The organism is Rhodococcus sp. 5A-K4 (genome assembly GCF_046097995.1).
In the GTDB taxonomy this organism is placed as follows: domain Bacteria; phylum Actinomycetota; class Actinomycetes; order Mycobacteriales; family Mycobacteriaceae; genus Rhodococcus_F; species Rhodococcus_F erythropolis.
Genome location: NZ_JBJURM010000012.1, coordinates 47,632 through 74,059, shown reverse-complemented (window position 1 = coordinate 74,059; position 26,428 = coordinate 47,632). Strand labels below are relative to the sequence as shown.

The 26,428-nt window shown below is 63.6% G+C and carries 28 protein-coding genes; 9 read left to right on the top strand and 19 right to left on the bottom strand.

What is annotated here, in order from left to right; translation table 11 throughout:
- Positions 1-13 precede the first annotated feature (13 nt).
- The 3 genes from ACKAMS_RS17355 to ACKAMS_RS17345 form a co-directional block, all read right to left on the bottom strand.
- A complete protein-coding gene (locus ACKAMS_RS17355; protein WP_223257858.1) occupies positions 14-949 on the bottom strand; it encodes an anti-sigma-D factor RsdA in 936 nt (311 codons plus the stop codon).
- Positions 933-1,511, bottom strand: a complete 579-nt coding sequence (locus ACKAMS_RS17350) for a sigma-70 family RNA polymerase sigma factor (protein WP_003940953.1) — start codon at positions 1,509-1,511, stop codon at positions 933-935. The genes ACKAMS_RS17355 and ACKAMS_RS17350 overlap by 17 nt, the downstream gene beginning before the upstream one ends.
- A 176-nt stretch (positions 1,512-1,687) precedes the next feature.
- Positions 1,688-2,386, bottom strand: a complete 699-nt coding sequence (locus ACKAMS_RS17345) for a hypothetical protein (RefSeq protein ID WP_097388218.1) — start codon at positions 2,384-2,386, stop codon at positions 1,688-1,690.
- A gap of 755 nt (positions 2,387-3,141) precedes the next feature.
- Here ACKAMS_RS17345 and ACKAMS_RS17340 point away from each other — a divergent pair.
- The 4 genes from ACKAMS_RS17340 to ACKAMS_RS17325 all read left to right on the top strand — a co-directional run bounded on the left by ACKAMS_RS17340 (position 3,142) and on the right by ACKAMS_RS17325 (position 5,765).
- Complete coding sequence (locus ACKAMS_RS17340; RefSeq protein ID WP_003940939.1) at positions 3,142-3,438, top strand: WhiB family transcriptional regulator; 297 nt, start codon at positions 3,142-3,144, stop codon at positions 3,436-3,438.
- Between the two features lie 165 nt (positions 3,439-3,603).
- Positions 3,604-4,269, top strand: coding sequence for a fasciclin domain-containing protein (locus tag ACKAMS_RS17335; RefSeq protein WP_007728616.1), 666 nt, complete (start codon positions 3,604-3,606; stop codon positions 4,267-4,269).
- A gap of 88 nt (positions 4,270-4,357) precedes the next feature.
- Positions 4,358-5,026, top strand: coding sequence for a sigma-70 family RNA polymerase sigma factor (locus ACKAMS_RS17330; RefSeq protein WP_019747585.1), 669 nt, complete (start codon positions 4,358-4,360; stop codon positions 5,024-5,026).
- A gap of 1 nt (position 5,027) precedes the next feature.
- Positions 5,028-5,765: an anti-sigma factor domain-containing protein gene (locus ACKAMS_RS17325; RefSeq protein WP_019747584.1), complete on the top strand. Its 738-nt coding sequence runs from the start codon at positions 5,028-5,030 to the stop codon at positions 5,763-5,765.
- Positions 5,766-5,841: 76 nt separating this feature from the next.
- Here the strand turns inward: ACKAMS_RS17325 and groL are convergent, their stop codons facing one another.
- Together groL and groES are read right to left on the bottom strand one after the other, a co-directional pair.
- Positions 5,842-7,452, bottom strand: a complete 1,611-nt coding sequence (gene groL / locus ACKAMS_RS17320) for a chaperonin GroEL (RefSeq protein ID WP_019747583.1) — start codon at positions 7,450-7,452, stop codon at positions 5,842-5,844.
- 86 nt (positions 7,453-7,538) lie between these two features.
- Positions 7,539-7,838 carry a co-chaperone GroES gene (gene groES / locus ACKAMS_RS17315; RefSeq protein ID WP_003940763.1) on the bottom strand — a complete coding sequence of 100 codons (300 nt, stop codon included), beginning with the start codon at positions 7,836-7,838 and terminating at the stop codon, positions 7,539-7,541.
- Positions 7,839-8,071: 233 nt separating this feature from the next.
- Between groES and ACKAMS_RS17310 the strand changes: the two genes are divergently transcribed.
- The gene (locus ACKAMS_RS17310) at positions 8,072-9,787 is read left to right on the top strand and encodes a TIGR03767 family metallophosphoesterase (RefSeq protein WP_019747582.1); all 1,716 of its coding nucleotides are present in this window, start codon (positions 8,072-8,074) and stop codon (positions 9,785-9,787) included.
- A 19-nt stretch (positions 9,788-9,806) separates the two neighbouring features.
- Here ACKAMS_RS17310 and ACKAMS_RS17305 read toward each other — a convergent pair whose 3' ends face one another.
- On the bottom strand, positions 9,807-10,367 hold the full coding sequence (locus ACKAMS_RS17305; protein WP_020906930.1) for a potassium channel family protein: 561 nt from the start codon (positions 10,365-10,367) through the stop codon (positions 9,807-9,809).
- A 161-nt stretch (positions 10,368-10,528) separates the two neighbouring features.
- Here ACKAMS_RS17305 and ACKAMS_RS17300 point away from each other — a divergent pair, with 161 nt between their 5' ends.
- Entirely contained in the window at positions 10,529-12,115 is a 1,587-nt protein-coding gene (locus ACKAMS_RS17300) for an Hsp70 family protein (protein WP_046378263.1), read from the top strand.
- Positions 12,116-12,118: 3 nt separating this feature from the next.
- Here the strand turns inward: ACKAMS_RS17300 and tsaD are convergent, their stop codons facing one another.
- The 7 genes from tsaD to ACKAMS_RS17265 form a co-directional block, all read right to left on the bottom strand.
- Positions 12,119-13,156, bottom strand: coding sequence for a tRNA (adenosine(37)-N6)-threonylcarbamoyltransferase complex transferase subunit TsaD (tsaD, locus tag ACKAMS_RS17295; RefSeq protein WP_046378262.1), 1,038 nt, complete (start codon positions 13,154-13,156; stop codon positions 12,119-12,121).
- Entirely contained in the window at positions 13,153-13,647 is a 495-nt protein-coding gene (gene rimI, locus ACKAMS_RS17290) for a ribosomal protein S18-alanine N-acetyltransferase (RefSeq protein ID WP_020906927.1), read from the bottom strand. Before rimI ends, tsaD begins: the two co-directional genes overlap by 4 nt.
- Positions 13,648-13,657: 10 nt before the next feature.
- Positions 13,658-14,326: a tRNA (adenosine(37)-N6)-threonylcarbamoyltransferase complex dimerization subunit type 1 TsaB gene (gene tsaB / locus ACKAMS_RS17285; protein WP_408989293.1), complete on the bottom strand. Its 669-nt coding sequence runs from the start codon at positions 14,324-14,326 to the stop codon at positions 13,658-13,660.
- A gap of 107 nt (positions 14,327-14,433) precedes the next feature.
- Entirely contained in the window at positions 14,434-14,925 is a 492-nt protein-coding gene (tsaE, locus tag ACKAMS_RS17280) for a tRNA (adenosine(37)-N6)-threonylcarbamoyltransferase complex ATPase subunit type 1 TsaE (RefSeq protein ID WP_019747576.1), read from the bottom strand.
- Complete coding sequence (locus ACKAMS_RS17275; RefSeq protein ID WP_003940782.1) at positions 14,915-15,967, bottom strand: alpha/beta fold hydrolase; 1,053 nt, start codon at positions 15,965-15,967, stop codon at positions 14,915-14,917. The genes tsaE and ACKAMS_RS17275 overlap by 11 nt, the downstream gene beginning before the upstream one ends.
- Complete coding sequence (gene alr, locus ACKAMS_RS17270) at positions 15,964-17,166, bottom strand: alanine racemase (protein ID WP_019747575.1); 1,203 nt, start codon at positions 17,164-17,166, stop codon at positions 15,964-15,966. The genes ACKAMS_RS17275 and alr overlap by 4 nt, the downstream gene beginning before the upstream one ends.
- A 55-nt stretch (positions 17,167-17,221) precedes the next feature.
- Positions 17,222-18,655: an NAD(P)H-hydrate dehydratase gene (locus ACKAMS_RS17265; protein WP_408989292.1), complete on the bottom strand. Its 1,434-nt coding sequence runs from the start codon at positions 18,653-18,655 to the stop codon at positions 17,222-17,224.
- 38 nt (positions 18,656-18,693) lie between these two features.
- On the opposite strand from ACKAMS_RS17265, the gene ACKAMS_RS17260 reads away from it, so the two are divergent.
- On the top strand, positions 18,694-19,065 hold the full coding sequence (locus ACKAMS_RS17260) for a plastocyanin/azurin family copper-binding protein (protein ID WP_408989291.1): 372 nt from the start codon (positions 18,694-18,696) through the stop codon (positions 19,063-19,065).
- A gap of 54 nt (positions 19,066-19,119) precedes the next feature.
- Here ACKAMS_RS17260 and glmS read toward each other — a convergent pair whose 3' ends face one another.
- The gene (glmS, locus tag ACKAMS_RS17255; RefSeq protein ID WP_029254924.1) at positions 19,120-20,982 is read right to left on the bottom strand and encodes a glutamine--fructose-6-phosphate transaminase (isomerizing); all 1,863 of its coding nucleotides are present in this window, start codon (positions 20,980-20,982) and stop codon (positions 19,120-19,122) included.
- 121 nt (positions 20,983-21,103) lie between these two features.
- Here glmS and ACKAMS_RS17250 point away from each other — a divergent pair, with 121 nt between their 5' ends.
- Together ACKAMS_RS17250 and ACKAMS_RS17245 are read left to right on the top strand one after the other, a co-directional pair.
- Positions 21,104-21,943 carry a chlorophyllase/cutinase-like alpha/beta fold protein gene (locus tag ACKAMS_RS17250; RefSeq protein WP_020969056.1) on the top strand — a complete coding sequence of 280 codons (840 nt, stop codon included), beginning with the start codon at positions 21,104-21,106 and terminating at the stop codon, positions 21,941-21,943.
- A gap of 6 nt (positions 21,944-21,949) precedes the next feature.
- Positions 21,950-22,171: a hypothetical protein gene (locus ACKAMS_RS17245; RefSeq protein WP_021343574.1), complete on the top strand. Its 222-nt coding sequence runs from the start codon at positions 21,950-21,952 to the stop codon at positions 22,169-22,171.
- A 46-nt stretch (positions 22,172-22,217) separates the two neighbouring features.
- Here ACKAMS_RS17245 and ACKAMS_RS17240 read toward each other — a convergent pair whose 3' ends face one another.
- The 5 genes from ACKAMS_RS17240 to rplM all read right to left on the bottom strand — a co-directional run bounded on the left by ACKAMS_RS17240 (position 22,218) and on the right by rplM (position 26,224).
- Positions 22,218-23,186 (bottom strand): hypothetical protein, encoded by a 969-nt coding sequence (locus ACKAMS_RS17240; protein WP_230544063.1) that lies wholly within the window; start codon positions 23,184-23,186, stop codon positions 22,218-22,220.
- A gap of 176 nt (positions 23,187-23,362) precedes the next feature.
- Positions 23,363-23,668 (bottom strand): hypothetical protein, encoded by a 306-nt coding sequence (locus ACKAMS_RS17235; RefSeq protein WP_030535141.1) that lies wholly within the window; start codon positions 23,666-23,668, stop codon positions 23,363-23,365.
- 111 nt (positions 23,669-23,779) lie between these two features.
- Complete coding sequence (gene glmM / locus ACKAMS_RS17230; protein WP_030535142.1) at positions 23,780-25,117, bottom strand: phosphoglucosamine mutase; 1,338 nt, start codon at positions 25,115-25,117, stop codon at positions 23,780-23,782.
- A 154-nt stretch (positions 25,118-25,271) separates the two neighbouring features.
- Positions 25,272-25,784 carry a 30S ribosomal protein S9 gene (gene rpsI, locus ACKAMS_RS17225; RefSeq protein WP_019747567.1) on the bottom strand — a complete coding sequence of 171 codons (513 nt, stop codon included), beginning with the start codon at positions 25,782-25,784 and terminating at the stop codon, positions 25,272-25,274.
- The gene (rplM, locus tag ACKAMS_RS17220; protein WP_019747566.1) at positions 25,781-26,224 is read right to left on the bottom strand and encodes a 50S ribosomal protein L13; all 444 of its coding nucleotides are present in this window, start codon (positions 26,222-26,224) and stop codon (positions 25,781-25,783) included. Before rplM ends, rpsI begins: the two co-directional genes overlap by 4 nt.
- Between the last annotated feature and the right edge of the window lie 204 nt (positions 26,225-26,428).

The window sequence follows — 26,428 nt, the reverse complement described above, 5'->3', positions numbered from 1 at the left end:
CAGAGCGGGAACCTCAGGGTGGGGGTGAAGAAGAATCACCCGACGGCGACGAGGCCGGGGCCAGTGACGTCGTTGTCGTGGTGGTCGTCGTGGTCGTGGTAGTCGTCGTGGGCGACGATGACGGTGTAGACGACGCCGCGCTTGGACCAGGCGCTTGCATGATTCCAGGGTCGGGCGTTGTCGTTGTGGTCACGCCGCCAGACAACTGAGGGTTGGCCGGATTGACTGAAGTCCCCGGAATCGCCGTGGGAGAGGTGGCAAGCGAGGATTGCTGATCGGACGTCAACGGCGGTACTGCGGGTGACGTGGTCTCCTGGACCTGCGTCATCAACTTGCCCCAACGCTCGACGAGATCCGTCTTGTCCTGCGAGTCCTTGACCGCATCGGCACGGTGAGCTGCGTTGTCCAGCACCATCTTTGCCGCGGGAATGTCCCCGGCGGCCAACAGACGCTCGGCCTTTTCCAGCTCGGATGTCGTGTCGATCTTCGCGACCGTCGAGTTGGCCTCGTCGGCGAAGACGACCTGCTTGACGCCCCAGAGGGCATCGCCGGGCTGGGCGTCGTACGCCATCGCTGTGGCGCCACCGAAGACCACTGCTGCAACAGCTGCTGCGGCGGCGATCGGGCGGACCACACGCAATCGGGAACGGGAACGTGAACGCTGACGATCGGAGAAGCCGGACGGCGTCGCTGTGATTGCAGCGATGACATCGTCCAACAACGGACCCTCGGGCATCGGAGTCGCAACGACATCGTCACGCCATTGCGAGAGAATCAACGCAAGTTCGTACTGTTCGGTGCTATCGGTTGCTACCGGCCCGCCACTCGAAATGGACTCGATCAGCGCATCGTCACGCCGAACCGCAGCCAAGTCCACTGGCGTACCGTCGTCGGCGAGATCACCGAGATTCGAAGCGTCACGCCCCTCGTCTCTAGCCAAAGCTCTCACCTGCTTTCGTTACTTCTTTTTTCAGTTTCGCGATCGCCCTGTGCTGAGCGACTCGTACAGCTCCGGCGGTACTACCGACGGCGACGGCCGTTTCCTCGGCCGACATCCCGACCACCAGGCGAAGTATCAAGATTTCTCGATGCTTCTCCGGAAGTGTGCCGAGAAGTTCATGCATCTGTCTGCTGGACTCCGAATCGAGTGCTCGCTGTTCGGGACCATCATCCAGTGCTATTACATCCGGTACTTCGGAAACGGGCTCCGACTTGTTACGGGCGGAACTTCTATGTGCGTCCGCAACCTTGTGCGCGGCAATTCCGTACACAAAGGCCATGAACGGGCGTCCCTGGTCTTGATAACGCGGCAGCGCGGTCATCACGGCCAGACACACTTCCTGCGCGACGTCGTCAGCGGACAGGTGTCCCCGCTCGGCCGCACCCACTCGACCGCGGCAGTAGCGCACCACCATCGGTCGGATGTTCTCCAGAACCAAAGCTAGAGCTGTACGGTCGCCCTGCGCAGCAGCGGCGACCGCGGTGTCCAACTCATCGCTCGTATTTGTCATCGTCAGCGAAAATCCTGGCGTTACAGTGGCACCTCCCGAGCGGGTGTGCTCCCGCTCTCAGCGGAACCCTCTAAGAGTAACCATCCGGACCGGCTGGTCTCCGCATGCCCGCCCAGCAGTCGCGATATCGAAACAGCCCTGTGGGAATCGTTCGCGAGAGACTTCGGGTGGATCGATTACGACAAAGGTAGGAGTGATCCACCGCGCATCGCAATCAGATCGCCGATCTCACGGGCACTCGGCGAGGTCCTCCCGCCGCTCACGCCCTCGATCAGCAGCGACGACGCCCAGGCCAGGGGCAGCAGGCCGTATTGCTGACACCGCGCCAGCACTTCCGCTGCCGACTCCACCGCCGAGCTCGGGTCTGTTCCGGTCAGCGCGGCGCTGCGCAGTAGATCCGACTTCACGCGGTGCCGGACGGACTCCGATTTCCCCGACAATTCGACGGCGCGTTCTGCGTGTCTGCGGGCGCGCGCGAAGTCACCTCCTGCCAGAGCCAGTTCCGCCGAGACCCATTCGATCCGAATTTCCTGCCGCCACAGCCCGCCCTCGCCGCCCAGACGGGTCCGACATTCCGCCAGCAGGCGCCAGCCGAGCGGAAGCCGGCCACAGCCGAGGGCGTCCGCGGCCAGACCGGTCAGAGCGTCACAGGCAGCCTCTGGATCGACTGGCAGACCGCCGACGATCGCCAGTGCGCGCCCGTCCCACGTCGACGCGAGTGCATGACGTCCACTCTGGCGAAGAAACGACGCCCTCGTACTGGCAGACAGGGAGGCAAGAACTCGATCCGCGTGCGTCGAGGACCCCGTCGTGAGCCGATCGAGGACATCCAATGCTGCCCGCGCCCTGGCGTAGTGCCCCTGACCACCCAGAATTACTGCCGTTGTCCACCAATCCCGGGTAGAGCACGGCGCCGGGAGACGGTCAAGGTCCGGATCCGCACCGAATGCAGCGGATTCGAGAGTCCCGGGAAGGCCAGGTGACTCAGTGAACGAAGGCGATTCAGGGGGCTCAGGTGTCGACACAGGTAGATCATCGCAGCAGCGCCAACAGACAAGCGCCTGACCGATGCCGTTTGCCGCACGGGAAGACGAAAAGGCAAGTTTGTCGGAGTTAATCAGATATTCAACTGAGATTTGCCGAATGTACTCGTAATGATATTTAACGGGCATATATCCGTGACGTTAACTGCGCATTACTTATTGGACAAATGTCCTAGTTGAAACTTGGGCACTAAGTCCCGAAATGGAGTACGACCCTGCCCGCGCAATATCGGACAAATGACGCAAACCGAGCCGAACGACTGAGTGTTTTCGCCGGGCGATCAGCACCAAACATATCCCTGATCTGTGGGTTTCGCATCTCGAGCAGCCAGGCTTGCCTGCCACCACCTCGATCGACCCGATTTCAACATCGGCGCAGCACAACGCATGAGAGACCCGAAATGTAAATATATACTTCGTTAACTCTCGCATTTCGATATATGCCGATCGCCACTGAACGAGCCTATTGACGCGATTTACTCAGCACCCTTACGGTTAGCAAGCGTGAACGATTCAGAAGGCCCGGATAACCTCCGGGCAACTTGGTCCGCTCGTTGATCAACGCGAGCTTGCAGTAAGGAGTCAACATGCCTGCACCGAATCACCTTCCAGGCCCCAACGCAGACATCTGGGACTGGCAGATGCACGGTCTGTGCCGCGGAGTCGACTCCTCCATGTTCTTCCATCCCGATGGCGAACGCGGTAGAGCACGTGCCCAGCGCGAAACCCGCGCAAAAGAGATGTGCCGTCAGTGCCCGGTACTGATGCAGTGCCGCAGCCACGCGCTGACCGTCGCCGAGCCGTACGGCATCTGGGGAGGAATGTCGGAAACCGAACGTGAACTACATGCGCGCCACCGTCGCACCACCCGCATAGCTTCCTGATACACGTAGGTCGAGTGCACAAGGCCCCCGAGAGTTTTCGGGGGCTTTTGCTTGTGTACACCAGCTCCTGAAAAGAATTTCCGACTCCGACCCATCCTGTCGACAACCGACTCCGAATGCCTTCTGACAGTGCACCTCAGCACATCCCTTCAGGAAGGCAGACCCATGAACACCTCTACTCGAGTTCTGGCAGTCACCGCAGCAGCCTCTTTCGCCGTCTTCGGCGTCGTCGGTTGCTCCTCCGACGACAACGATTCGTCGACCGACACGTCCAGCGCCGCCATGACGTCTTCTGCCATGGGATCGAGCATGTCTCCCAGCAGCGCGATGGCGGAGCCTGCTTCTGATCTGGTCGGTGCCGGTTGTGCCGACTATGCAGCCGCAGTGCCGAGCGGCGCCGGATCGGTCAGCGGAATGGCCCAGGATCCGGTTGCCACAGCGGCATCCAACAATCCGTTGCTCACCACCTTGACCGCGGCAGTCTCCGGACAGCTCAACCCGGACGTCAACCTAGTCGACACTCTCAACGGCGGCGAGTTCACCGTCTTCGCACCGATCGACTCGGCATTCGCCAAGATCGACCCCGCGACGATCGACAGCCTCAAGACGGACAGCGCCACGCTGACCAAGATCCTCACCTACCACGTGGTTCCCGGCCAGATCGCTCCTGACGCGATCGACGGAACGCACCCCACCGCCGAGGGCGGAACGGTCACCGTCACCGGATCCGGTGACAACATCAAGGTCAACGACGCAACTGTCGTCTGCGGTGGGGTCAAGACCGCAAACGCCACCGTCTACCTCATCGATTCGGTGCTGATGCCGCAGTAGTCCCCACCTGCTGTGCGCCTTTATTAACCCCCCGCGGTTAATAAAGGCGCACGGCGGCCAACGGCGGGCCGAGAGAAAAGAACCGGACATGCACGCTACGGTTGTACGCGATGAAGCGAGACAACTCTTCGTGAGCGAGCCAGACCATGCGTCGGATGCGGCCGACGCATGCCCGACGGACAATTCTGCGGCCCGCACCGCGCGAATCGTGGAATCACGCGAGCTGGCAGTGATCCTCGCGAACGTGGCCGGTGGCGACCAGAGCGCCTTTGCCGAGTTCTACGACCGAACCAGCTCCCGTGTCTACGGCATGGTTCTCCGTGTACTCCGTGATCCAGGCTTCTCCGAGGAAGCGGTCCAAGAGGTCTACCTCCAAGCCTGGAAATCGGCCGACAGCTTCGATCCTGCCAAGGGGTCCGCACTCTCCTGGCTTCTGACGCTTGCCCACCGCCGCGCGGTGGATCGCGTGCGCTCCGAACAGTCGAGTTCGGATCGACAGGCTCTCTACGACACCACCAATGCCACTCCCGAGTTCGACGTCGTCAGCGACGAAGTGACACGAAGAGACGAGCATCGTGCTGTCACCGACTGTCTCGAAACGCTGACGGACACTCAGCGCCAATCGGTGACTCTCGCCTATTACGGCGGCCGAACGTACCGCGAGGTGGCCGAAGATCTCGGCGTGGCGATTCCCACGATCAAGTCGCGAATTCGCGACGGACTACTGCGCCTACGTGGATGTTTGGGGGTGATGTGAGATGGACGAAGAGCTGATCGACTACGCGTACGCCTACGCGATCGATGCGTTGGACCTCGACGAGCGCCGTGAGGTCGACAGACGACTTGCCGCTTCGGACTCCGCGACCCGCGCCGAATTCGACGCCCAGGTCCGACTCACCTCCGAAACCATGGCCGCGATGACCGTCGTCGACGCCGTCGAGCCCCCGCCGTCACTGCGCAGCAGCGTCCTCGCCTCGATCGCAGAACAGACCGCGGCTCCCAACGCCCCGGTTTCGCTGGCCGAGCGTCGTAACCGTCGACGCCCGTGGACCATGGCTCTTGCGGCGGCCGCCGCAGTCGCAATCCTGGTCGGCGGCATCGGAATCGGACGCACGCTGTCCGACAACACGCCGCCGCAGAACCCCGCATCCGAAATCATGGCAGCACCCGACGTTCATGCCACGACGCGTGACATTCCGGGCGGCGGTAGTGCCACGACGCTGTTCTCGCCCTCCGAAGACGCCGCAGTCCTCGTGATGAACGATGTGACTCCCCCGAGTCCGGATACCGTCTACCAGATGTGGCTGGTGCCGGGCGACACCGACGACACCACGATGATCCCGATGGGGACGATGGCTCCGAGCGACGTCAAACCCACTACCCAGGTGGTGCTCGACGGCATCGGCCCGAACACGAAGTTGGCGTTCACGGTCGAACCGCCCGGCGGATCGCAGCAGCCCACCAGCGAGCCGTTCGCAACGATCCCGCTCATCTGATCGCCAGACGAAAGAAGAGATCCCCCACCGGAATCCGGTGGGGGATCTCTTCTTTGTCGAAACTACGAGCAGCGAGCTAGTGGCTGTGACCGTGTCCGGTGTCGGCAACTGCCTCGGTCGGCTTCTCGACGACAGCGCTCTCGGTCGTGAGGATCATGCGCGCGACGGAAGCGGCGTTGACCACTGCCGAGCGAGTGACCTTGACCGGGTCGACGACGCCGTCGGCAAGCAGGTTGCCGTAGGTGAGGGTGGCAGCGTTGAAGCCTTCGCCCTTGGTCATCTCGGCGACCTTGCTGACAACGACGGATCCGTCGATGCCTGCGTTGCTGGAGATCCAGAACAACGGAGCGTTGAGGGCTTCACGGACCACGGCAACGCCGGTGGCCTCGTCACCCGACAGGCCGAGGTTCCCGATCAGAGCCGTACCGGCCTGAACGAGAGCCGATCCGCCACCGGGGACGATGCCCTCGGCAACTGCTGCCTTGGCCGCGTTGACCGCATCCTCGACGCGGAACTTGCGTTCCTTGAGATCGGTTTCGGTGGCTGCGCCGACCTTGATGACGGCCACGCCGCCGGACAGCTTCGCCAGACGCTCTTCGAGCTTCTCGCGGTCCCAATCCGAATCGGTGTTCTCGATCTCGCGACGCAACTGCGCGACGCGGGTCGCGATGTCGTCAGCGGTGCCGGCACCGTCGACGATGACCGTCTCGTCCTTGGTGACGACAACGCGGCGAGCGCTGCCGAGCAGGTCGAGGCCGGCTTCCTTCAGGGAGAGGCCGACGTCGGTGTTGATGACGGTGCCTGCCGTGACGACTGCGAGGTCGTCGAGGAATGCCTTGCGACGATCACCGAAGAACGGCGCCTTGACGGCGACGGCCTTGATGGTCTTGCGGATGGAGTTGACCACCAGGGTGGAGAGAACTTCACCCTCGACGTCCTCGGCGATGATCAAGAGCGGCTTGCCGGATTCGGCAACCTTCTCGAGCAGCGGCAGGAAGTCGGGAAGTGAGCTGATCTTCTCGCGGAAGAGCAGGATCAACGCATCTTCGTAGACGGCCTTCTGCGCATCGATGTCGGTGACGAAGTAGGGCGAGAGGTAGCCCTTGTCGAACTGAACGCCTTCGGTGACAACGAGTTCGGTTGCAACGGTGGAGGATTCCTCGACCGTCACGACGCCGTCGGTTCCGACACGGGTGAGTGCCTCGCCGACGAGCTTGCCGATCTCTTCGTCACGCGAGGAGACGGTGGCGACCTGGGCGATCGACTTCTCGCCCTCGACCGGGGTGGCCGCGGCGAGCAGTTCCTCGACGACCTTGTCGGCTGCGGCGTTGATGCCGACGCCGAGCGCCATCGGGTTCGCGCCCGCTGCGATGTTCTTGAGTCCGCCGCGGACGATGGCCTGGGCCAGAACGGTCGCGGTCGTGGTGCCGTCGCCGGCAACATCGTTGGTCTTGGTGGCGACGCTCTTGACGAGCTGTGCGCCGAGGTTCTCGAAGGGATCTTCGAGTTCGATCTCACGGGCGATGCTCACACCGTCGTTGGTGACGGTGGGGCCGCCGAATGCCTTGGCGAGCACGACGTGGCGTCCACGCGGGCCCAAGGTCACCTTGACGGCGTCGGCAAGCTTGTCGACTCCGGCTTCGAGAGCGCGGCGTGCGGTCTCGTTGAACGCAATTTGCTTGGACATCTGTTCTGTCAGCTCCTGAATCTTCGGGGCGTGAACGCATTCCGCCCCGGGATCCTGTGTGGACTCCGGGGCGGATCACGTGTGTCTTACTTGGAGACGACAGCCAGCACGTCGCGTGCCGACAGGATCAGGTATTCCTGGCCGGCGTACTTGATCTCGGTTCCGCCGTACTTGGAGTAGATGACCGTGTCACCCTCCTTGACGTCGACCGGGATGCGGTTGCCCTGCTCGTTGACGCGGCCTTCGCCGACTGCAACGACGGTGCCCTCCTGGGGCTTTTCCTTGGCTGTGTCAGGAATGACCAGGCCGGAAGCCGTCGTCGTTTCAGCCTCGTTGGCCTGGACGAGGATCTTGTCCTCGAGCGGCTTGATGTTGACGCTCGCCACGATGAGCCCTCCACTTTGGGGTATGTGCGTCCGAGGCGATCCTCGGACAGCTGTTTGGGTATGCCGTTTACGGCGCGTCACTGCAGTCCCGTCGTCGCGGGTGCCGGAACTCGATCAGCGCCAATTGGCACTCTATACGTGAGAGTGCCAACCCTCAAGGACTGGGCGCATTTTTCTCTTCGTCCAGAGCGAAACAGGACAGCCGTCCACCACGTTCACCTATTGTTCACTTCGTGACGAACATCAATCGCCGTAGTTTTCTGACCTTCGCCGGACTCGGCGCCGTCGGCGCGGTCAGCCTTGGCAAGCCGTGGGGCCTGCAATACGCAGGCGCGTCGACCATTCCGACGTCAGGTCCCGGCACCACTCTCGAGTCCGTGTCCACGCCCGTCAGCAGCAGCGGCTACACCAGGCTCACTGCCGGTCCCGGTTGGGCGAACATCGTGCGCAGCGAGTTGGCCGAGCCGAAGTCAGGACGCGAGGACCGACGCACCGCGCTCGCCTCACTCGTGCAGTTGACCGACGTCCACATCGTCGACGCCCAGTCCCCCATGCGCTTCGAATACGTCCATCAGATCACCGGCTCGGCGTTCCGCCCCCAGGAGACCTTGACGGCGCACGGGCTGATTTCGCTTGTCCGACGCGTCAATTCGATCGGGAGCGGCCCGCACACCTCGCGCCCCTTCGATGCCGTGGTCACCACCGGCGACAACACGGACAACAAGGAATTCGCCGAACTCGACTGGTTCCTCACCTCACTCAACGGCGGAACCGTCGTCGCCAACACCGGCGCCAAGGACCGCTACGAGGGTGTGCAGAACTCGGGTGCCGATCTGTACTGGAACCCTGAATCGCCGATGCTCGACATGTACAAGAAGGCCGGCTTCCCGGAGATTCCGGACTTCTTCGGGGCCGCGTTCACTCCCGTGTCGAGCCCCGGCCTGAACACCCCTTGGTACTGCGTGTTCGGCAACCACGACGATTCGGTGTCCGGCACGGTGCCCAGCGGCATCCCACCGCTCGAAGCGATGTACACGGGATCTCTCAAATTCGAGGTGCCCGGTTCACCGGAGCAGGCCAAGCAGATCGACATCGCCACCAAGTTCGATCCCAGTGCGATTCCCGGAATCCTGTCCGCCTTCACGACGCCGCCGCGCCAGGTCACCCCCGACCCGTCGCGCGCACCGTTCACACCCCGGCAGTTCATCGCCGCACACCTTGATCCCGCGCACACCGGCCCCGGCCCTGTCGGGCACGGTTTCGCCCCCGACGCCGGCGAAACCGGTATCGGCTACTACTCGTTCCAGATCGCACCGGGCGTCGTCGGCATCAGCATGGACTCCACCAACCGCGCAGGCCTTGTCGACGGTTCGCTGGGCGCCGCTCAGTTCCAGTGGATCGAGAACACCCTGCGCGCCGGCAGCAGCACCTACTACGACGCCGCGGGCTCTCGCGTCACCGAGTCGCGCAGTGACACCTATTTCGTGCTGTTCAGTCACCACACGAGCGACACGATGGACAATCTCATTCCCGACCCCGAGAACGTCCTCGAGCCGCGCCTGCGCGGTTCACAGCTTCTGGACTTGCTGCATCGTTTCCCGAACGTACTTGCCTGGGTGAACGGACACACCCACGAGAACAAGATCACCCCGTGGCCCGGCGCGACCCCCGAGCAGGGCTTCTGGGAGATCAACACCGCCTCTCACATCGACTACCCACAGCTCGGGCGCATCATCGAGATCGCGGACAATCACGACGGAACGGTGTCGTTGCTTGCGACGCTCTTCGAAGCGGAAAGTCCCAATTCAGTCGAGTACAGCGACAAGTCGGCAGCCGGGCTCGCCTCGCTGTACCGCGAACTGTCGTTCAACGACATCCACCGCGACCCGAAGTTGACGGGTACCGGCGTCGACCAGAACGTCGAATTGTTGGTCCACACCGGACGATGACTCCGATTGCCGCAGTGTCCTAGGTGATTTCAGGTCCGCTCGAAGGCGAGCGGTGCGCTTTCGCCCACGACACTGCGGCAACCACGAATCGAACGCCGAATCCGATCAACACCAGATTGCAGACGATCTGAAGGCTCACGAGTCCCCTGGCAAGGTCCGTCTGTGCAGCGATGTCGCCGAAGCCGACGGTCGAGAACACCGACAGCGAAAAGTACAGGGCCGCCATACGCGACAGCGGTTCGGTGAAACTGCCGGCACTCGCATGCTCGACCGAAAAATAAGTGATGGACACCAACAGCAAGTAGGTCGGCATCACGACCGCCACTGCTTCGACCGCCTGCAGAGAAGGCACATCGGAACGCAGAATTCGACGCACCTGCCAGGTCGTCACGGCAAGCACCGCTGCCCCTCCACCGATCAAGAGGAAAATCGCACCCACTGTGTGGACATCGATCCACGGCAGGAAGAAGTACGCACATCCGAAGGCGATCATCGTCAGCGTGGGTCGAAGCACCGCACCCCGGATCAGCGCGCGTCGTCGATCCCGGTCGATGTGGGGAGAATCGCCTTTTTTCCGCATGAATCAATGATCGACAATTTCGCAGGTAAAACCACCCTTTCGGTCCGAAAAGGGTGTCATGGAGACAAAAAGCACTGAGCAATCCTCACGAACCTTCTGTAACGTTCATATAACGGCGGTCGATTGAACATTGACCGGTATTGACTGTGAGGAGGTGCGCGATGAGTTGTTCACTGGGAATTTCTACTGGATCTTCCGGTGTCTATTCAGCACTCGTCGACACCGATACCAGCACAAACGCGCCAGGAGCGGTACCTGCCGAGACTCGCTTCGTCTCGGCGGATCAGGCCAATTCCAACGTCGGTGACCTCGTCCGGGCGTCCATCAAGCTGATGACGACGCAGGTAACGGACGGATCTGAAGCGCCGCGCTCGATCGGTGTCAGCTATCGCACGGACGACCAGCTCGCGAGCATCAGGTCATCTCTCTCGCGCTCGCCGAAGCAGGTCCGTGCCATCCCCGAACCTGCCGCAGTACACGCGTATCTCGCCGAGACCGGGAAAACCGAGCGGTACGACACGACAGCTCAGGTGGACGTCGGCGATCAGGGTCTGACGGTGTCCGTCGTCGACCACACCGGTGAGGTTCTGCATTCCGACCGTATCGACGCCCTCGCAGGGGCCGGAATCGACCGGGCATTGGTCGACTTCGTGACGGAGAAGGCGCCAGGGCACCTGCGCCGGTACACCGACGCGGAGCTTCTTGCTGCCCGGTGCCACGTCGCGAAAGAGCAACTGTCCACCGCCGCCAAGGTGACCATCGACCTTCCCGTCGACGCAATGGCGATCACGCGCGACGAGTTCGAAGCCATCATCGCCCCGGATATCGAGCGCGCCGTCACCTTCATCCGTGAAGTCGTGAACGGCTCACCGCGGCCGGTCGGTGCCGTTGTGCTCATCGGCGGTGGCGCACACATTCCGGCCGTGCGGTCCGCCGTCGCCGCTGCCGTCGACCTCCCCTTGGTCGAGATCGTCGAGCCCGAGACTGCGGCAACCAAAGGTGCTGCACTCCTGGCAGATTCGATCACCGCAATTCGTTTCCCCTTGCTGGGCTCCGGAAGTGACCAGCGCTCGGGATCCACCGCCAAGGTCTCGGGAGCTTTGATCGGTGCGCTCGTGGTCGGCGGACTGGTACTCGGCTACGGCGCAAAGGAATTGGTGCCGACCGACGACACCGCGGTCTCTCCTGTCGGAACCGGTTCGACCACGACGACGGTGAGCCCCGAAGCGACGCCGAGCACCGGATCGACGATCATCCCCTCGCATGATCCTCTGCCTTCGGTAGTGGGCAGCACGTTCCCGCAGTACGGCTATCCCACAACGCCGTTCGACTCACAGCCGTTCGACACTCACTCGTACACAACGCATCAGTACACGCTTCCGCCGGCGCCGATACCGGACACGTCGACGACAACCACACCGCCGACGACGACAACGACCACCCCGAATTGGCCGACCATCCCCGGAATCACGCTGCCCGATCCACCGGCGTGGTGGCCGACGCTTCCGGACACCGAGGCGACTCCCCCTGTCGATCCGACCGAGGCAAACCCCGGCGGCGGTCTCGGCCCGGGTGAGAGCGGCGGCGAAAACCCGACGACGCCGGAAAATCCTGGATCCGGTTCCACCGAAACCGAACTCACCACCCCCGGTGGTGATCCGACGACAAAACCCGGTGAACCGAATACCTCGACGCCCGAAACCGGCCCCGCGACCACACCGGATCGGGAACCGGTCCCAGCCGGTTGATTCTCAGTGCATCAACTGGCTGACCGAGACCGACAGCCCCGGGTCCGTGGCAACACTCAATTCCGAAGGGCCCGCACCGTTTCCGATCAGGTGGGCAGCCAACGAAGCGATCATCACGCCGTTGTCCGTGCACAGTCGAGGTTTCGGAATGCGCAACGTGATGCCGGCTTCGGCGCAGCGCTGCTCGGCGAGTGAACGGATACGTGAATTGGCCGTGGCGCCGCCGCCGAGAACCAACGTGTCGACCCCGACGTCCTTGGCTGCACGCACTGCCTTCATCGTCAGGACGTCGGCAACCGCTTCCTGGAACGAGGCAGCGATGTCCGGGATCGAAAAGGCCTCGCCTGCGCGCTCTTTCGATTCGACATAGCGGGCGACGGACGTCTTGAGTCCCGAGAACGAGAAGTCGTGCCGCGAATCGCGCGGGCCGGTCATGCCGCGGGGGAAGGCGATTGCGTTCCGATCTCCCTCTTGCGCAGCAGCATCGAGTGCCGGTCCGCCGGGAAAGCCGAGCCCGAGCAGTCTGGCCACCTTGTCGAAGGCCTCACCGGCGGCGTCGTCGACAGTCGTGCCCAGTTCGACAATGGGCTTGCCCAGATCTTCGACGTGAAGCAGGTGCGTGTGACCACCGGAGACCAGCAATGCGACGCACGAGGGCAACGGACCGTGCTCGAGAGTGTCAACCGAGACGTGACCGCCGAGATGATTGACCGCATAGAACGGTATGTTCCAGGCTGCGGCATAGGCTTTCGCGGCGGCGACACCGACCAGTAGCGCACCGGCCAGGCCGGGTCCGATGGTGACGGCAAGTGCGTCGGGCTTCTCGATACCGGCGGCAGCAAGGGCACGGCGCATCGTCGGCACTATCGCCTCGAGGTGAGCCCGCGAGGCTACTTCGGGAACCACTCCCCCGTACCTGGCGTGCTGATCCACGCTCGATGCCACCTCGTCGGCCAACAGGTCGCAGGTTCCGTCACCGTTCCAGCGAACGATACCGACACCTGTTTCGTCGCAAGAGCTTTCGACACCCATGACGATCATGCTTGCTGCTCCTCAATTTCGCGGACACCGAGCACGGCGGGCCGTCTCATCGTGTACGCATCTGCCCCACTGGGCTGGTAGTACTTCTTTCGTGTTCCGACGATCTCGAATCCTTCGCGCCGGTACAGCGCGATGGCAGGGTCGTTGTCGGTGCGCACTTCCAGGAACACCGGACACTGCCGTGAATCCGCCAGGGTCAGAAGCGCATCGAGCAACGCGCCGCCGATTCCCAGTCGCTGAGCCGAGGGATCGGTACCGATGGTGTGAACCTCGGCCTCCATGTTCGGCGACGCGCCCAACAACGCGACTCCGGCGTAGCCGAGGACGTGACCGTCGGGTTCCCTGGCAACGAAGTAATGATTATGTGCGCCCGCAAGTTCCGAGACAAACGCTTGCGCGCTCCAGGGTCCGTCGCCCGCGAACAACGCGCGCTCCAACTCCCCGCACCGTTCGGCGTCATCGACGTTCATCGGCTCGATGCTGTACTTCATCTGCTCGGTCTCACTTGCCACGTTCTGCGAGGGTCTTCGCATCCGGGCGTCGGAGGTACAGCGGCTCGAGCGGGGCCGGAACCGATCCGGCCACAATCTCGCGAGCAGCGACTGTGACCAAGCCGGCCGGTGAGGGTGTCTCCGCCGGGTCGACGGGCAGATCGAAGAAGTCCACGTGCGAAGCAGATCCGGCAATCAGCGTCGAAGGCGAAGGATCGACGTCGCCGGCGGAATTCACAGCCGGTCCTTCGACGCGCACTCCGCCGTCGTAGCGCGCCCAGTAGATCTCGCGACGCCTCGCGTCAGTCACGACGAGCAGGCTCTGTGTGGTCGGTACCGCAGCCGCGATGGCGTCGAGGCTGCACACGCCGTACACGGGAACACCGAGTGCATCACCGAAAGCAGCGCCTGTCGCCATGCCGACACGCAGTCCGGTGTACGGCCCCGGCCCGACACCCACGACGACGGCGTTCAACTCTGCCGGCATGAGCCCGGCCTCGGCGAGGCATTCGAGGACGTGAGGGGTCAAGACCTCGGCGTGCGCACGAGGATTGACCGTGACACGCACGGCAAGCGTCTCCACTGTGCCCGGTGACTCGGTGTCCGGTGACGGAGCAGACAGGGAGACGACACCGGCAGTGACTGCCGGAGTGGAGGTGTCAATTGCGAGAACAAGCACGATTTCTCAGGGTACCCGCACGTGAAGAACTACTTCCGGCCCGGGAGGGTCACTACGTCCGTAACACCAAACGCCGTTTCACGACGTCTGCGACACCAAACGCCGTTTCACGACGTCCAGGACCAACTCGCAGTCCGCACATCCGATTCAGGTTCCCGATGAAGCTGCACTCGCAAGTGTCGTTCGACGAGCCTTTCCACGACGTCACCACCCCATTCGACCACCACCACTGCATCGGTGAGATCGGTGTCGAGGTCGAGGGCATCGAGTTCGTCGAGCGCATGCGGTCCGCTGTCTCCCAGCCGGTATGCGTCGACGTGGATCATGCCGACGGGAACTCCGCCGCCGGGGCGGGTGCCCGGACGATGCTCACGAGCGATGACAAACGTCGGGGACGTCACCCGGCCCTGCACTCCGAGCCCGGCGCCGATTCCGCGCGTCAACGCGGTCTTGCCCGCCCCGAGTGGCCCGTCCAGCACCACCAGGTCGCCGGCAACAAGTCCCGCCGCCAACCGTCGGCCGAAAGCCTCGGTATCCTCTGCCGTTTCCAACGTGATCTGTCCGGATTCGGGAAGTCCCGTGGCGTTCTCAGCCGACATCGGACCGCTCTTCTACCTGTGCACGCTGCACCAGCTTGTCGATTGCGTCCGTCACGATCGCCGGGAACTCGAGCTGCACCAGATGGCCGGCCCCGTGAACTCTCACGAGTTCAGACTCGGGGAGATCGGCAGCGAGACGCTTGGAGCTGATGAACGGAATCATCATGTCTTGATCGCCGCAGATCACGACTGCCGGTGTGTGCGCGAGCACCTCGAGGGACGCGGACTCGTCGTGCAGTTCCAACGTCCGCAAGAAATTGACGATGGTCACGACCGAGGTCCGGTCGAGCATGCCGTCCGACAGCTCATGCAGTCGTGGGCTGACATCGGTGCCGTACGACGCTGCACGCAGGATCGGCGTGATCAGTACTCGCGCAGCGCCCCGGGCGTGCTGAACCACTCCTGGCGAGGTGCGCACTGCCAACCGGAACCCGTCGATGATCGGATTCTGCAGATTGCGGGTCAGACCGGTCTCGGCCAGCCCTGCCGCCGTCGTCGCGACCAGCCCGACGCCGATGACTCGGCCCTCGAACCATTCGGGTCGCTGACCGGCAAGCGCGAGCACCGTCATGCCGCCCATCGAGTGGCCGACGAGAACTATCGGTCCCTTGGGCACTTTGGCCTCGACGACAGTCGCGAGGTCGCGGCCCAGCTGCGAGACCGTGCAACTCTTCGAACGCGGCATACCTGAATCTCCGTGTCCGCGCTGGTCGTAGAACACCATGCGAACCTTGTTGCCCCATCGCTCTTCGAGCTGGCGGCGCTGGAAATGCCAGGACAGCGCACTCAGGCAGTACCCGTGCACGAAAACGACTGTCAGCGGAGCGTCATCCGGTCCCACTTCGCGAACTGCCAGCTCGACGCCGTCCTCGGTGCGCACCGTGCTCTTGCGGTCGCGCGTCATGAGGTCGAAGTCCTCGTCCGCGTAGATTTCCCGGCCCGGACGCGTCGCGGTCTTGAATGCATTCACGCCGGCCATCGAGCCGAGCGCCACAGCACTGAGCAGGCCACCGAGAATGCTCATCTTTCCTGCAGTCTTCATGACGTCTCTCCCCCGATGTACGTACGCACAGTGCGTCCACGTATTCCGGTCACGACCTCGTAGTGAATGGTGTCGAGTACGTCGGCCCAGGCCTGCGCGTTGGGTTCGCCGTGATCGCCGTTGCCGAAGAAGATCGCGGTGTCGCCTTCGCGAACTCCGTCGCCGTCCGGCCCCAGGTCCACCAACACCTGGTCCATGCAGATCCGCCCGACGGCCTGGCGACGCTTGCCGCCCAACTGCACTTCGAACTTGCCGCTCAGTGAACGAGTCAGACCGTCGGCGTAGCCGACGGGAAGCAGCGCAAGAGTGGTGTCGTGCGGTGCGACCCACTGATGCCCGTAGGAGACGCCCTCTCCGGCGGCCACCTTCTTCACCAGAATCACCTTCGCTCGCAGCGTCATCGCCGGTCGTAAACCGAAATCTCCGAGTTCGGGCACCGGAGACAATCCATATATCGCGATTCCGGGTCGAACCATGTCAAATTGCAGGTCAGGACGGGTGACTGTAGCGGCGGAGTTGGAAAGATGAACAACTTCGGGTTCGAATCCGCGAGCGCGGACGTCGGCAACCGCTTCGATCAAACGCTGCTTCTGCATGTCGATGACGTCATGATGCGGTTCGTCCGAGTGCGCAAGATGGGAAAACACTCCGCGCAGCCTGATCGTGCCCTCGTCCCGGGCAGTAGCGAGGTCGTCGAGCATCTGCGGCCACTCGGTTCTCGAGACGCCGTTGCGATTGAGACCGGTGTCCACCTTGAGCGTCACGGTCGCCTGTTGTCCCAGAACCCGTGCCGCGTCGACGACAGCAGCCAGGTGCCGCGGCGAGGACACGCCGATCTCGACGTCGGACCGGATCGCCGAGGAGAAATCGGCGTCGAGGCCGTGCAGCCAGGCCAGGACGGGAGCGGTGATGCCTGCCTCGCGAAGGACCAGTGCCTCCGCGATGGTGGTGACGCCGAGTTCCCGGGCTCCGGCCGACAGTGCCGTCCGCGCAACCGCAACTGCGCCGTGGTTGTATCCGTCCGCCTTGATGACCGCCATCAACGCTGCATCACCGGCAAATTCACGCAGGACACGCACGTTGTGCGCGATCGCGTCCAGATCGACGACTGCCTCCGTCTGCGGCCCTACTGCGTCGTCGAGTCGGCTCGCCTTCCCCTCCGCAGGCTCCTTCGGTGCTCTTCCCTGGGCAAGCGTCATGGCGACAATCCTGCCACCCGCGCAGAATCGGACACGTGTTCGGGTTTGAACACCCTCAATCAAGGGCAAGAGAGCGAAGCACACGCACCGACTCGCGCAGACCTCCCAGCAGCGGCGAAGCCGAAATCGGTGCTCCGGCGACATCGCTCTGACCGCCGGCAGCGGCGATGTTCGCAGCCAACGCGTGAGCCCGCGCCCCGACGGCCCCGGCTTCGAGAGGGCTCAGACCCGCCGCCAGCAACGCGCCGATCACACCGGAGAGGATGTCACCCGAGCCTGCGGTCGACGCCCAGGAGCCGCCGGCGTCGTTGACCAGGACCTCACCGCCGGGATCCGAGATCACCGTCGTATGGCCTTTCAGCAGAATCGTGACTCCGAGGCGTTCGGCGAGAGCACGCGTGGCCGCGATTCTGTCGTCGCCGAGTGGTGTGAATCGTGCGAACTCGCCGGCGTGGGGCGTCAGAAGAGTCGGCGCGGTCCTGGCTGCGACAAGTTCGGGACGTTGAGCGAGGAGGGTAAGTCCGTCCGCATCGACGACAACGGGTACATCGGTAGCCAGTACCGACGCCAGAAGCCGCGCGGCGTCGTCGTCGGTACCCATACCGGGTCCGACCACCCAGGCCTGAACCCGCCCGGCGGCTTGGAACGTCTCACTCGCAATCACCTCCGGGAACCGGGCGAGCACCTCGGCGGCGCCGTGCCCGGCGTAGCGAACCAGTCCGGAGGTCGCGGTCACCGCGGCGCCGGTGCAGAGCACTCCCGCGCCGGGATACTGCTCACTTCCCGCAACGATGCCCACCACACCCTGCGAGTACTTGTCGTCCTCCGCGCCTGGCACCGGCCACAGCGCACCGACCTCGGCCGGATCGAGCGAACCGAACGCCGGTTCGCCGACGCTCAATCCGATATCCACGAGTTCGACACGACCACACAGCGGAGCCGCGAGTACGTGCACCGGCTTGAGCGCACCGAATGTGACCGTCACATCAGCGGTCACCGACGGGCCGTCCACTGCGCCGGTGTTCGCGTCGACGCCGCTCGGAAGATCGACCGCCACGATCGGTGCATCCACCTGGCCGACGAGCTCGGCTGCGTCAGGCCTCAGACCGCCGTGTCCGGAAATCCCGACGATGCCGTCGATCACCAGATCCGGCGACCCGACTTCGGCAGCGACTCGGCCACCGGCCTTCAGGAGAGCGTCGAGGCCCGACCGATGAGCGCGCGCCGGATCGAGCAACACGGCCCGAACACTCACACCTCGTTTGCGGAGCAACGCACCCGCCCACAGGGCATCACCGCCGTTGTCGCCGGTACCGACCAGAAGCGTCACCGACCGATGCGCGACCGATCCTGTACGGGAACGTAATTCGTCCGCGACGACTCGCGCGAGACCGTACGCCGCTCGACGCATCAGCACTCCGTCGGGCAGCTTGTCGAGCAGCGGCGCCTCCGCTGCTCGCACCTGATCGGCTGTGTAGTACCCACGCATGTCGGAACCCTTCAGTTGCCGTCGCTACCCTCGAAACCATGAAATCACGTCTTCGCCCGGCAATCGCGGGACTCGTCCTCGCTCTCGGTCTGGTCGGGTGCAGTTCCGGCACCGACTCCACACCATCTGCGGCCGAAACGACGGCGAGCGGACCTGTGGTGACCATCTCCGGGATGGCGTACTCCCCCGCTTCCATCACCGTGAACGTCGACGACACCGTCACGTGGGTATTCGACGACAACGGAATGGCCCACGACGTCAACGGCCTCGGAGACGCCAAGGGCAAACTCCGCAGCCCACTCAAGAAATCGGGAACTTACACCTACACGTTCACCGAACCCGGAACCTACGACTACACCTGTACACCGCATCCCGAGATGCGCGGAACCGTCGTCGTCGAGACGCCGTAACGCACTCGGGCCCCACAGTCTTTCGACTGCGGGGCCCGAATTTCCCTACGAAAACTATTCGACCGTAACCGATTTCGCCAGGTTACGCGGCTTGTCGACGTCGTATCCGCGCGCCGCGGCAACCTCGGCCGCAAAGATCTGCAACGGAACCGTGGACAGCAACGGCTGCAGCAGAGTCGGTGACGCCGGAATCTCGATCAGGTGATCCGCGTGCGCCGCGGCGACGGTGTCGCCTTCCTCCGCGATGACGATAGTCGTTGCCCCGCGCGCCTTGATCTCCTGAATGTTGGACACCAACTTCGAGTGCAGCACAGCGCGACCCTGCGGCGACGGCATGACGATGATGACCGGAAGGTCCTCCTCGATCAGCGCGATCGGGCCGTGCTTGAGCTCACCGGCGGCAAAGCCCTCGGCGTGCATGTATGCAAGCTCCTTGAGCTTGAGCGCACCCTCGAGCGCCACCGGGTAGCCGACGTGGCGCCCCAGGAACAGCACGGTCGACGCGTGCGCGAACTGGCGTGCCAACGCGCGCACCGGTTCTGCCGTCTCGAGCACCTTGCTGACCAACGCGGGCATAGCTTCGAGGTCGGCGTACTCGCGCGCAACCTCGTCCGGATACTTGGTGCCGCGAGCCTGCGCCAAAGCCAAACCGACGAGGTAGTTCGCGGTCACCTGCGCCAGGAAGGCCTTGGTCGACGCAACCGCGATTTCCGGTCCCGCCCGCGTGTAGAGAACGGCGTCGGCTTCGCGCGGGATCTGTGCACCGTTGGTGTTGCAGATCGCCAGGACGCGTGCCTTCTGGTCCTTGGCGTGCTTGACAGCTTCGAGTGTGTCCGCCGTCTCCCCCGACTGCGAGATCGCGACAACAAGCGTCGAGCGATCCAGAACCGGGTCGCGGTAACGGAATTCGCTGGCGAGTTCGACCTCGACAGGTAGACGCGTCCAATGCTCGATCGCGTACTTCGCCAACAGTCCGGAGTGGTAGGCACTACCGCATGCGACGACAAACACCTTGTCGACGTCGCGCAATTCCTGATCGGACAACCGCTGCTCGTCGAGGACGATCTTCCCGTTCTCGAAGTGGCCGAGGAGCGTGTCGGCGACCGCAGTCGGCTGCTCTTCGATCTCCTTGAGCATGAAGTAATCGTGACCACCCTTTTCGGCGGCCGCGAGATCCCAGTCGATGCGGAACGGACGTCCCTCTGCCTCGTTACCCGCGAAGTCGGAGATCCGATAGCTGTCGGCAGTGATCACCACTGCCTGATCCTGTCCGAGTTCAACCGCATCGCGTGTGTGCTCGATGAACGCAGCGACGTCGGAGCCGAGGAACATCTCGCCCTCACCGACACCGACGACGAGCGGCGTCGAGCGGCGGGCGGCGACAATCGTGTCCGCGTGGTCGGCGTGCGTGAAGACGAGCGTGAACGCACCTTCCAACCGACGAACCACCGACAGCGCACTCTCGATGAAATCACCTGCCGTCGGCCCGTCGGAGTACGCCCGGGCTACCAGGTGAACTGCCACCTCGGAATCCGTGTCGCTCTGAAGCTCGACGCCTGCAGCCTCGAGCTCCGCACGCAGCGGGGCGAAATTCTCGATGATTCCGTTGTGAACGACAGCCAGCTTGCCCGACGCATCACGATGCGGATGCGCATTACGGTCGGTCGGTCGCCCATGCGTCGCCCACCGGGTATGACCCATACCCGACGTACCGACAAAGTGATCCGCGCCGTACTCGCCGAGCTCCGCCTCGAGGTTGGCCAACTTACCGGCCTTACGCTCGATCTCGACCCCACCGGTTCCGTCGAGAATCGCGATTCCCGACGAGTCGTACCCGCGATACTCCATTCGCCGTAAAGCCTCCACCACAACGCCCAGAGCTGGGCGGTGGCCGACGTATCCCACGATTCCGCACATGGTGACTCAGGGTACTTGGACATCGGCGGTGGGCGCATTTTGCGGTTCCACAGACATCCCCCAGCCGGTTGCAGCGTCGGCTCCGCATACACGAGGCGCTCATCGGATAACGTCTTCAACCGTGGCACCGAAACTGAAGACACTGACCCGTGAGCTGTCCAAGCGCGGCCCGCACCGAGTTCTCCGCGGCAACCTCGCCCTGGCCGGACAGCCGGGTGTCGTGTACACGCCGGAAACCGGTTTCAATCTCCCCGCCGTTGCCTTCGCGCACGGGTGGATGGTCGGGTCCCACAAGTACGAGCAGACACTCCAGCACCTCGCTTCCTGGGGAATTGTCGCAGCGGCGCCCGACAGCGAACGCGGTCCGGTCCCGTCCCATCTCGGCTTGGCTGCAGATCTTCGAGCGACGCTCGACATCTGCGTCGGCGTACGACTCGGCCCTGGCCAGATCAGCGTCCACCCCGATCGAGTCGCCTTTGCCGGTCACGGCATGGGCGCGGGCGCGGCGGTACTGGCCGCAGCGCAGCGCGGGGATGTCGGTGCGGTAGCCGCGCTGTTCCCGGCCCCGACAGCACCCAAGGCGGAGAACTACGCGTCGAAGATCACAGCGCCCGGATTGATCCTTGCCGGCCAAGACGACGTCGATTCCTTGACCAGCAATGCGCGCCCGCTGAGCGTGGAGTGGGGCGGTCCCGTCGTCGCACGCACCGTGAACGACGGCCAAGACGCCGGACTGATCGAAGGCCGCCGACTCCTCGGAGCCCTGGGCCTCGGTGGATCCGAGCGCAAGACACAGTCCGCCACACGGTGCCTGCTCACGGGCTTCCTGTTGTTCCATCTGACCGGCGACAAGAAGTACCAGGACTTTGCTGATCCTGATGTCGAGATTCCACACACGGCGCCGTTGCTCCCGGTTGAACCTCACTCCGACGCGCGGGCCAGCCAGCTGTTGCGTAAGTAGGAGTCCGTGCCCGCCCCCGACTCCGGCGGCGAGCACGGCTTCGTCGGCGTCGTCGTCGGCTCTGACGCGGATCGCAGATACGGGCCGGATCTGACCGACCCTTCCGTGTCGTTATCGGCAGACGTCGTTTCGGACGGCGGCTCCTGGCGCGATTCCTCGCTCGCCACTGCCGCTCTGCGCTCACGGAAGTCCTCGAGCGCTCTGCGCTCACGGAAGTCCTCGAGTTGAGAATCGAGAGTTCGACGGATCTCTTCGAAGGGCGCGTGAACGGACTTCACAGCGGACCAGCTCCGGCCAGCTCAGCGCCCGTCTCTCCGTCGGGGCCGGCGATCGACTCGTCCGGGACTGTGACAGGCGGCTCCGGGTCCGGCGCGGGCGAGACTTCGGCGGTGGTTTCAACCGGTATCTCGGGCTGGGGATTATCGGGCTGGGGAATTTCGGGTTGAAGTGTCGCGGGCTGGGACGCTTCTTGCGGGTATGTCTCCTGCATGACCGCCTCCTGACCGGCATCAAAAACTATTCTCGGCCAACCGTTTTCGTCCAACTCCACGGTGACAGACACAGAGTTCCCGTCAGCACCGGCGACATCGAGACTCACCCCACGACCGTCGGGCGCAATCGAGAAGCCCCACGTGTTGCCGCCGATCGAGAAAGAGATCGGCGCAGCCGCGGCAGCGGATTCGATTGTCTCGGCGACTGGCAAGGTCGACGGGAAGGCGTCTGTCACCCATTGAGTCGCGGCATCAAAAGCATCGCCTACCGCGCTCGCACACTGCGCGCACGCCCTGTCGAATTCGTCGCGGGCATCCAGATACGCCGACCGAAAAACAGTGTCCAACCATGGCGCCGCGCCACGACCGCTGGAAGCGACGTGAGCCAGCTGATCGATCTCCCCCGCACCCAGACCGCCGATGGTCGCCCGGTCGAGGCTGGCCACCTTGAAAGCTTTGTCTGCCAAAGCCGTTCGAACAGTCCGCGCAAGTTCGTCGGCTAACGTGATCAACAGTGGCGCCGAATCCGCATCGGACCGAGCTTCGCGCCGCGCGGCGAAGACCTGATCGACGACCGCATCCACGCCGGAAACATTCCACACTGCGGGAAGATTCTCGGCCAGGACCGTCAGCATCGCGATCTCCGCGACCGAACCGTCCACCGCCGCAGCCATGTCCGACATGTCTCGCGTCAGTGCCGCGATATCGATGCCCGCCTCTGCGCGATATGCATCCTCATAGGAGGTAAGCATCCGTTCTTCGAAACCCAACCGAGTGGCCAGGTCGTGAAATCGGCCGAAGAACTGCAGTCCGCTAGCGCCCGCTTCCAGAATTTCGTCGGGATGAGCATGTGAATCACGCAGTGCAAGAATATCTTCGAAAGAACACGGGCCGTTCGGTACTGCCTGGGCTGTAAGGCTGTTCGGTATCACGAGGCCGACCCGCCGGAGTCCCGCACCCGCCGCGCACCCTCGCGATCCGCCTCAGTGATTGCCTCAGCCGAAGAGGAAAGCCGGCGCGCCAACGTATCGAGAAGATCCGCACGGCCAGTCAAGCGAGAATTCAGGACCGCCAATGCCGACGCCAACGCGGCTCCGTGCTCGGCGTAGTCACGGCCCGAAGCGGCACCGCCCCATCGCAAATGCTTGATCGGCTCGGCAGAATCGCGCAGACCCTGGGCCACCGACACCGCATGGCGTGCCAATTCATCTGTTCCAGCGCGGTCGACATCCACGAGCGCCCCCAAGTTTCAACGGAACCACTCGCACGTCGAGTGGCCTTTGACTCCTTGGACGCAGCAGGGCGCAATTACGTTCCCTCAAAACGCGAACGCGCAATGAGAGGGCTAAACCGAACCGACGATCTCGGCCAACTCGTCAGCCAGCTTCTGCGCGAGCGGAAGTTCGGTGGCCTCGACCATGACGCGGACCAGTTGCTCTGTCCCGGACGGGCGCAGGAGCACTCGACCACCGTCACCGAGAACGCGCTCGGCGTCCGCGACTGCTGCAAGTACCGACGGCGACGCTGCGACTGTCGCCTTGTCCCCGACCTTCACGTTGATCAGCACTTGCGGGAGGGTGGTCATCGTTGCAGCCAATGCCGATGCCGACTTGCGCGTACGAGCCATGCGTCCGAGCAGCCGGAGACCGGTGAGAATTCCGTCGCCCGTGGTGCCGAACGCCGGCAACACAACATGACCTGACTGCTCGCCACCGAGGCTGTACCCGCCCGCGCGCAATTCCTCCAAGACGTAGCGGTCGCCTACGGCAGCAGTCACGATGTTGATGCCTGCCTCGCGCATCGCGATGTGCAAACCGAGATTGCTCATGACAGTCGCGACGAGAGTGTTCTCGACCAACTCCCCGGCCTCGTTCATCGCGATCGCCAGAACAGCCATGATCGCGTCACCGTCGACCACCGCGCCGGTCTCGTCGACGGCCAAGCAGCGGTCGGCGTCGCCGTCGTGCGCGAGGCCTAGATCCGCCCCGTGATCGACTACGGCTTTCTGAAGATTCTCCAGGTGCGTCGATCCGCAGCCGTCGTTGATGTTGAGGCCGTCGGGATCGGCGCTGATCGCGATGACGCGAGCGCCCGCTGCTTCGTAGGCAACCGGTGCGAGCGCGGAAGCAGCGCCGTTGGCGCAGTCGACGACAACGGTAAGTCCAGCGAGTGGCTCGCTCGCCGCGCTCGCCAGATGCGCAAGGTACAGCTGAGCGGCGTCGTCGACCGCGCGGACTCGGCCGATGCCGGCACCTGTCGGAAGGACCGGCGGCGCAGTGCCGTCGAGTGCATCCTCGATCGCCACCTCGACAGCGTCATCCAACTTGTGCCCACCGGCCGCGAAAATCTTGATTCCGTTGTCCGGCATGGGATTATGCGATGCAGAAATCATGACACCGAGACTGGCGTCGAGCTTTGCCGTCAAGTATGCAACTGCCGGAGTCGGAAGGATACCCACGTCGAGCACGTCGACGCCTGCGGAGCTCAACCCGGCCGTCACCGCGGCTTGAAGCATCTCACCGCTGGCGCGAGGATCGCGGCCGATCACGGCGGTCGGACGGGCATCCGAAGTGCCGGCTGTCAGTACGCTCGCCGCGGCAACCGCCAATCTCAATGCAAGATCTGCAGTCAGATCCGAATTGGCAAGTCCACGAACACCGTCAGTACCGAACAACCGACCCATAGAACGACTCCTGAATCCTGTGAACCTCGAGAATGGAACTCGAGAATGGAATTTCTCCGAGAAACACAAGAGCGAGCGTCCGGTAACGATGGACGCCCGCTCTTGTGGTGAACAGGTGCCGAAGCAGACCCGTCGGGTCAACCTCGGCAAAGCATCAGCGCTTGGAGTACTGCGATGCCTTACGGGCCTTCTTCAGGCCGTACTTCTTACGCTCGACCGCGCGGGCGTCACGCGTCAGGAAGCCTGCACGCTTGAGGGCCGGACGATCATCAGGGGTTACCTCGATGAGTGCGCGCGCGATAGCCAGACGCAGTGCGCCTGCCTGACCGGACGGGCCGCCACCGTGCAGCAGTGCAATGATGTCGAAAGACTCGGGACGCTCGACGAGCACCAGCGGAGCCTTGATCAGCTGCTGGTGAACCTTGTTGGGGAAGTAATCCTCCAACGTACGGCCGTTGAGCTTGAACTGACCGGTACCGGGAGTCATCCGGACGCGAACGACAGCCTCCTTGCGGCGACCGACGGTCTGGACCGGGCGATCGAGGACGATCGGTGCGAGCGTAGCTGCAGCAACCTCTTCGACGACCTCGACTGCGTCAGCGGCGACAAGCTCTTCCACTGCTTCGATGTTCTCTTCGGACACGTTCTGCTCTTCCGGCGATGTCACTGTGCGACCTGCTTGATCTCGAACGGCACCGGCTGCTGCGCGGTGTGGGGGTGATTCGGGCCCGCGTAGACCTTGAGCTTGCTGCTCATTGCGCGGCCGAGCTTCGTCTTGGGGAGCATGCCGACAATGGCCTTCTCGACGAGACGATCGGGGGTCCTGTCGAGGACCTCACCGACAGTGCGGGACTTCAGGCCACCCGGGAATCCGGAGTGGTGGTAAACGTTCTTGCCCTGCAGCTTGTTGCCGCTGATGGCAACCTTCTCAGCGTTGATGATGACAACGAAGTCACCACCGTCGATGTGCGGCGCGTAGGTGGGCTTGTGCTTGCCACGCAGCAAGTTCGCTGCCTGAACGGCAAGACGGCCGAGCACCACGTCAGTGGCGTCGATGACGTGCCACGAGTGGGTCACATCTCCGGCCTTCGGGGTGTACGTAGACACAGATCTTCCTCGTCTTAATTCATTCCACTGCTGACCATGTGCGTATCGCGTAAACGATCCTCGGCGGCCAGTTGAGACCCGAGAACCGCCGGTCTCCACGCATTTCTGCCGGAGCCCTACGGCACGCCACCGATAGACGATACCGGTCTACCCGCTGCCAGGTCAAAGCGCAGCCATCTCCTCCGACAATGCCCTCGTCGGGAA

What these genes read in the sequence shown, in the direction of transcription:
- ACKAMS_RS17305 (WP_020906930.1), bottom strand. Translation starts at nt 10,367, where the DNA reads ATGCGGAAAAAAGGCGATTCTCCCCACATCGACCGGGATCGACGACGC.
- glmM (WP_030535142.1), bottom strand. Translation starts at nt 25,117, where the DNA reads ATGGGTCGGTTGTTCGGTACTGACGGTGTTCGTGGACTTGCCAATTCG.
- rimI (WP_020906927.1), bottom strand. Translation starts at nt 13,647, where the DNA reads ATGAAGTACAGCATCGAGCCGATGAACGTCGATGACGCCGAACGGTGC.
- ACKAMS_RS17260 (WP_408989291.1), top strand. Translation starts at nt 18,694, where the DNA reads ATGAAATCACGTCTTCGCCCGGCAATCGCGGGACTCGTCCTCGCTCTC.
- glmS (WP_029254924.1), bottom strand. Translation starts at nt 20,982, where the DNA reads ATGTGCGGAATCGTGGGATACGTCGGCCACCGCCCAGCTCTGGGCGTT.
- ACKAMS_RS17350 (WP_003940953.1), bottom strand. Translation starts at nt 1,511, where the DNA reads ATGACAAATACGAGCGATGAGTTGGACACCGCGGTCGCCGCTGCTGCG.
- ACKAMS_RS17240 (WP_230544063.1), bottom strand. Translation starts at nt 23,186, where the DNA reads ATGCTTACCTCCTATGAGGATGCATATCGCGCAGAGGCGGGCATCGAT.
- ACKAMS_RS17325 (WP_019747584.1), top strand. Translation starts at nt 5,028, where the DNA reads ATGGACGAAGAGCTGATCGACTACGCGTACGCCTACGCGATCGATGCG.
- ACKAMS_RS17275 (WP_003940782.1), bottom strand. Translation starts at nt 15,967, where the DNA reads ATGAAGACTGCAGGAAAGATGAGCATTCTCGGTGGCCTGCTCAGTGCT.
- tsaD (WP_046378262.1), bottom strand. Translation starts at nt 13,156, where the DNA reads ATGATCGTCATGGGTGTCGAAAGCTCTTGCGACGAAACAGGTGTCGGT.
- ACKAMS_RS17330 (WP_019747585.1), top strand. Translation starts at nt 4,358, where the DNA reads ATGCACGCTACGGTTGTACGCGATGAAGCGAGACAACTCTTCGTGAGC.
- alr (WP_019747575.1), bottom strand. Translation starts at nt 17,166, where the DNA reads ATGACGCTTGCCCAGGGAAGAGCACCGAAGGAGCCTGCGGAGGGGAAG.
- tsaE (WP_019747576.1), bottom strand. Translation starts at nt 14,925, where the DNA reads ATGTCGGCTGAGAACGCCACGGGACTTCCCGAATCCGGACAGATCACG.
- ACKAMS_RS17265 (WP_408989292.1), bottom strand. Translation starts at nt 18,655, where the DNA reads ATGCGTGGGTACTACACAGCCGATCAGGTGCGAGCAGCGGAGGCGCCG.
- ACKAMS_RS17300 (WP_046378263.1), top strand. Translation starts at nt 10,529, where the DNA reads ATGAGTTGTTCACTGGGAATTTCTACTGGATCTTCCGGTGTCTATTCA.
- ACKAMS_RS17335 (WP_007728616.1), top strand. Translation starts at nt 3,604, where the DNA reads ATGAACACCTCTACTCGAGTTCTGGCAGTCACCGCAGCAGCCTCTTTC.
- ACKAMS_RS17340 (WP_003940939.1), top strand. Translation starts at nt 3,142, where the DNA reads ATGCCTGCACCGAATCACCTTCCAGGCCCCAACGCAGACATCTGGGAC.
- groL (WP_019747583.1), bottom strand. Translation starts at nt 7,452, where the DNA reads ATGTCCAAGCAAATTGCGTTCAACGAGACCGCACGCCGCGCTCTCGAA.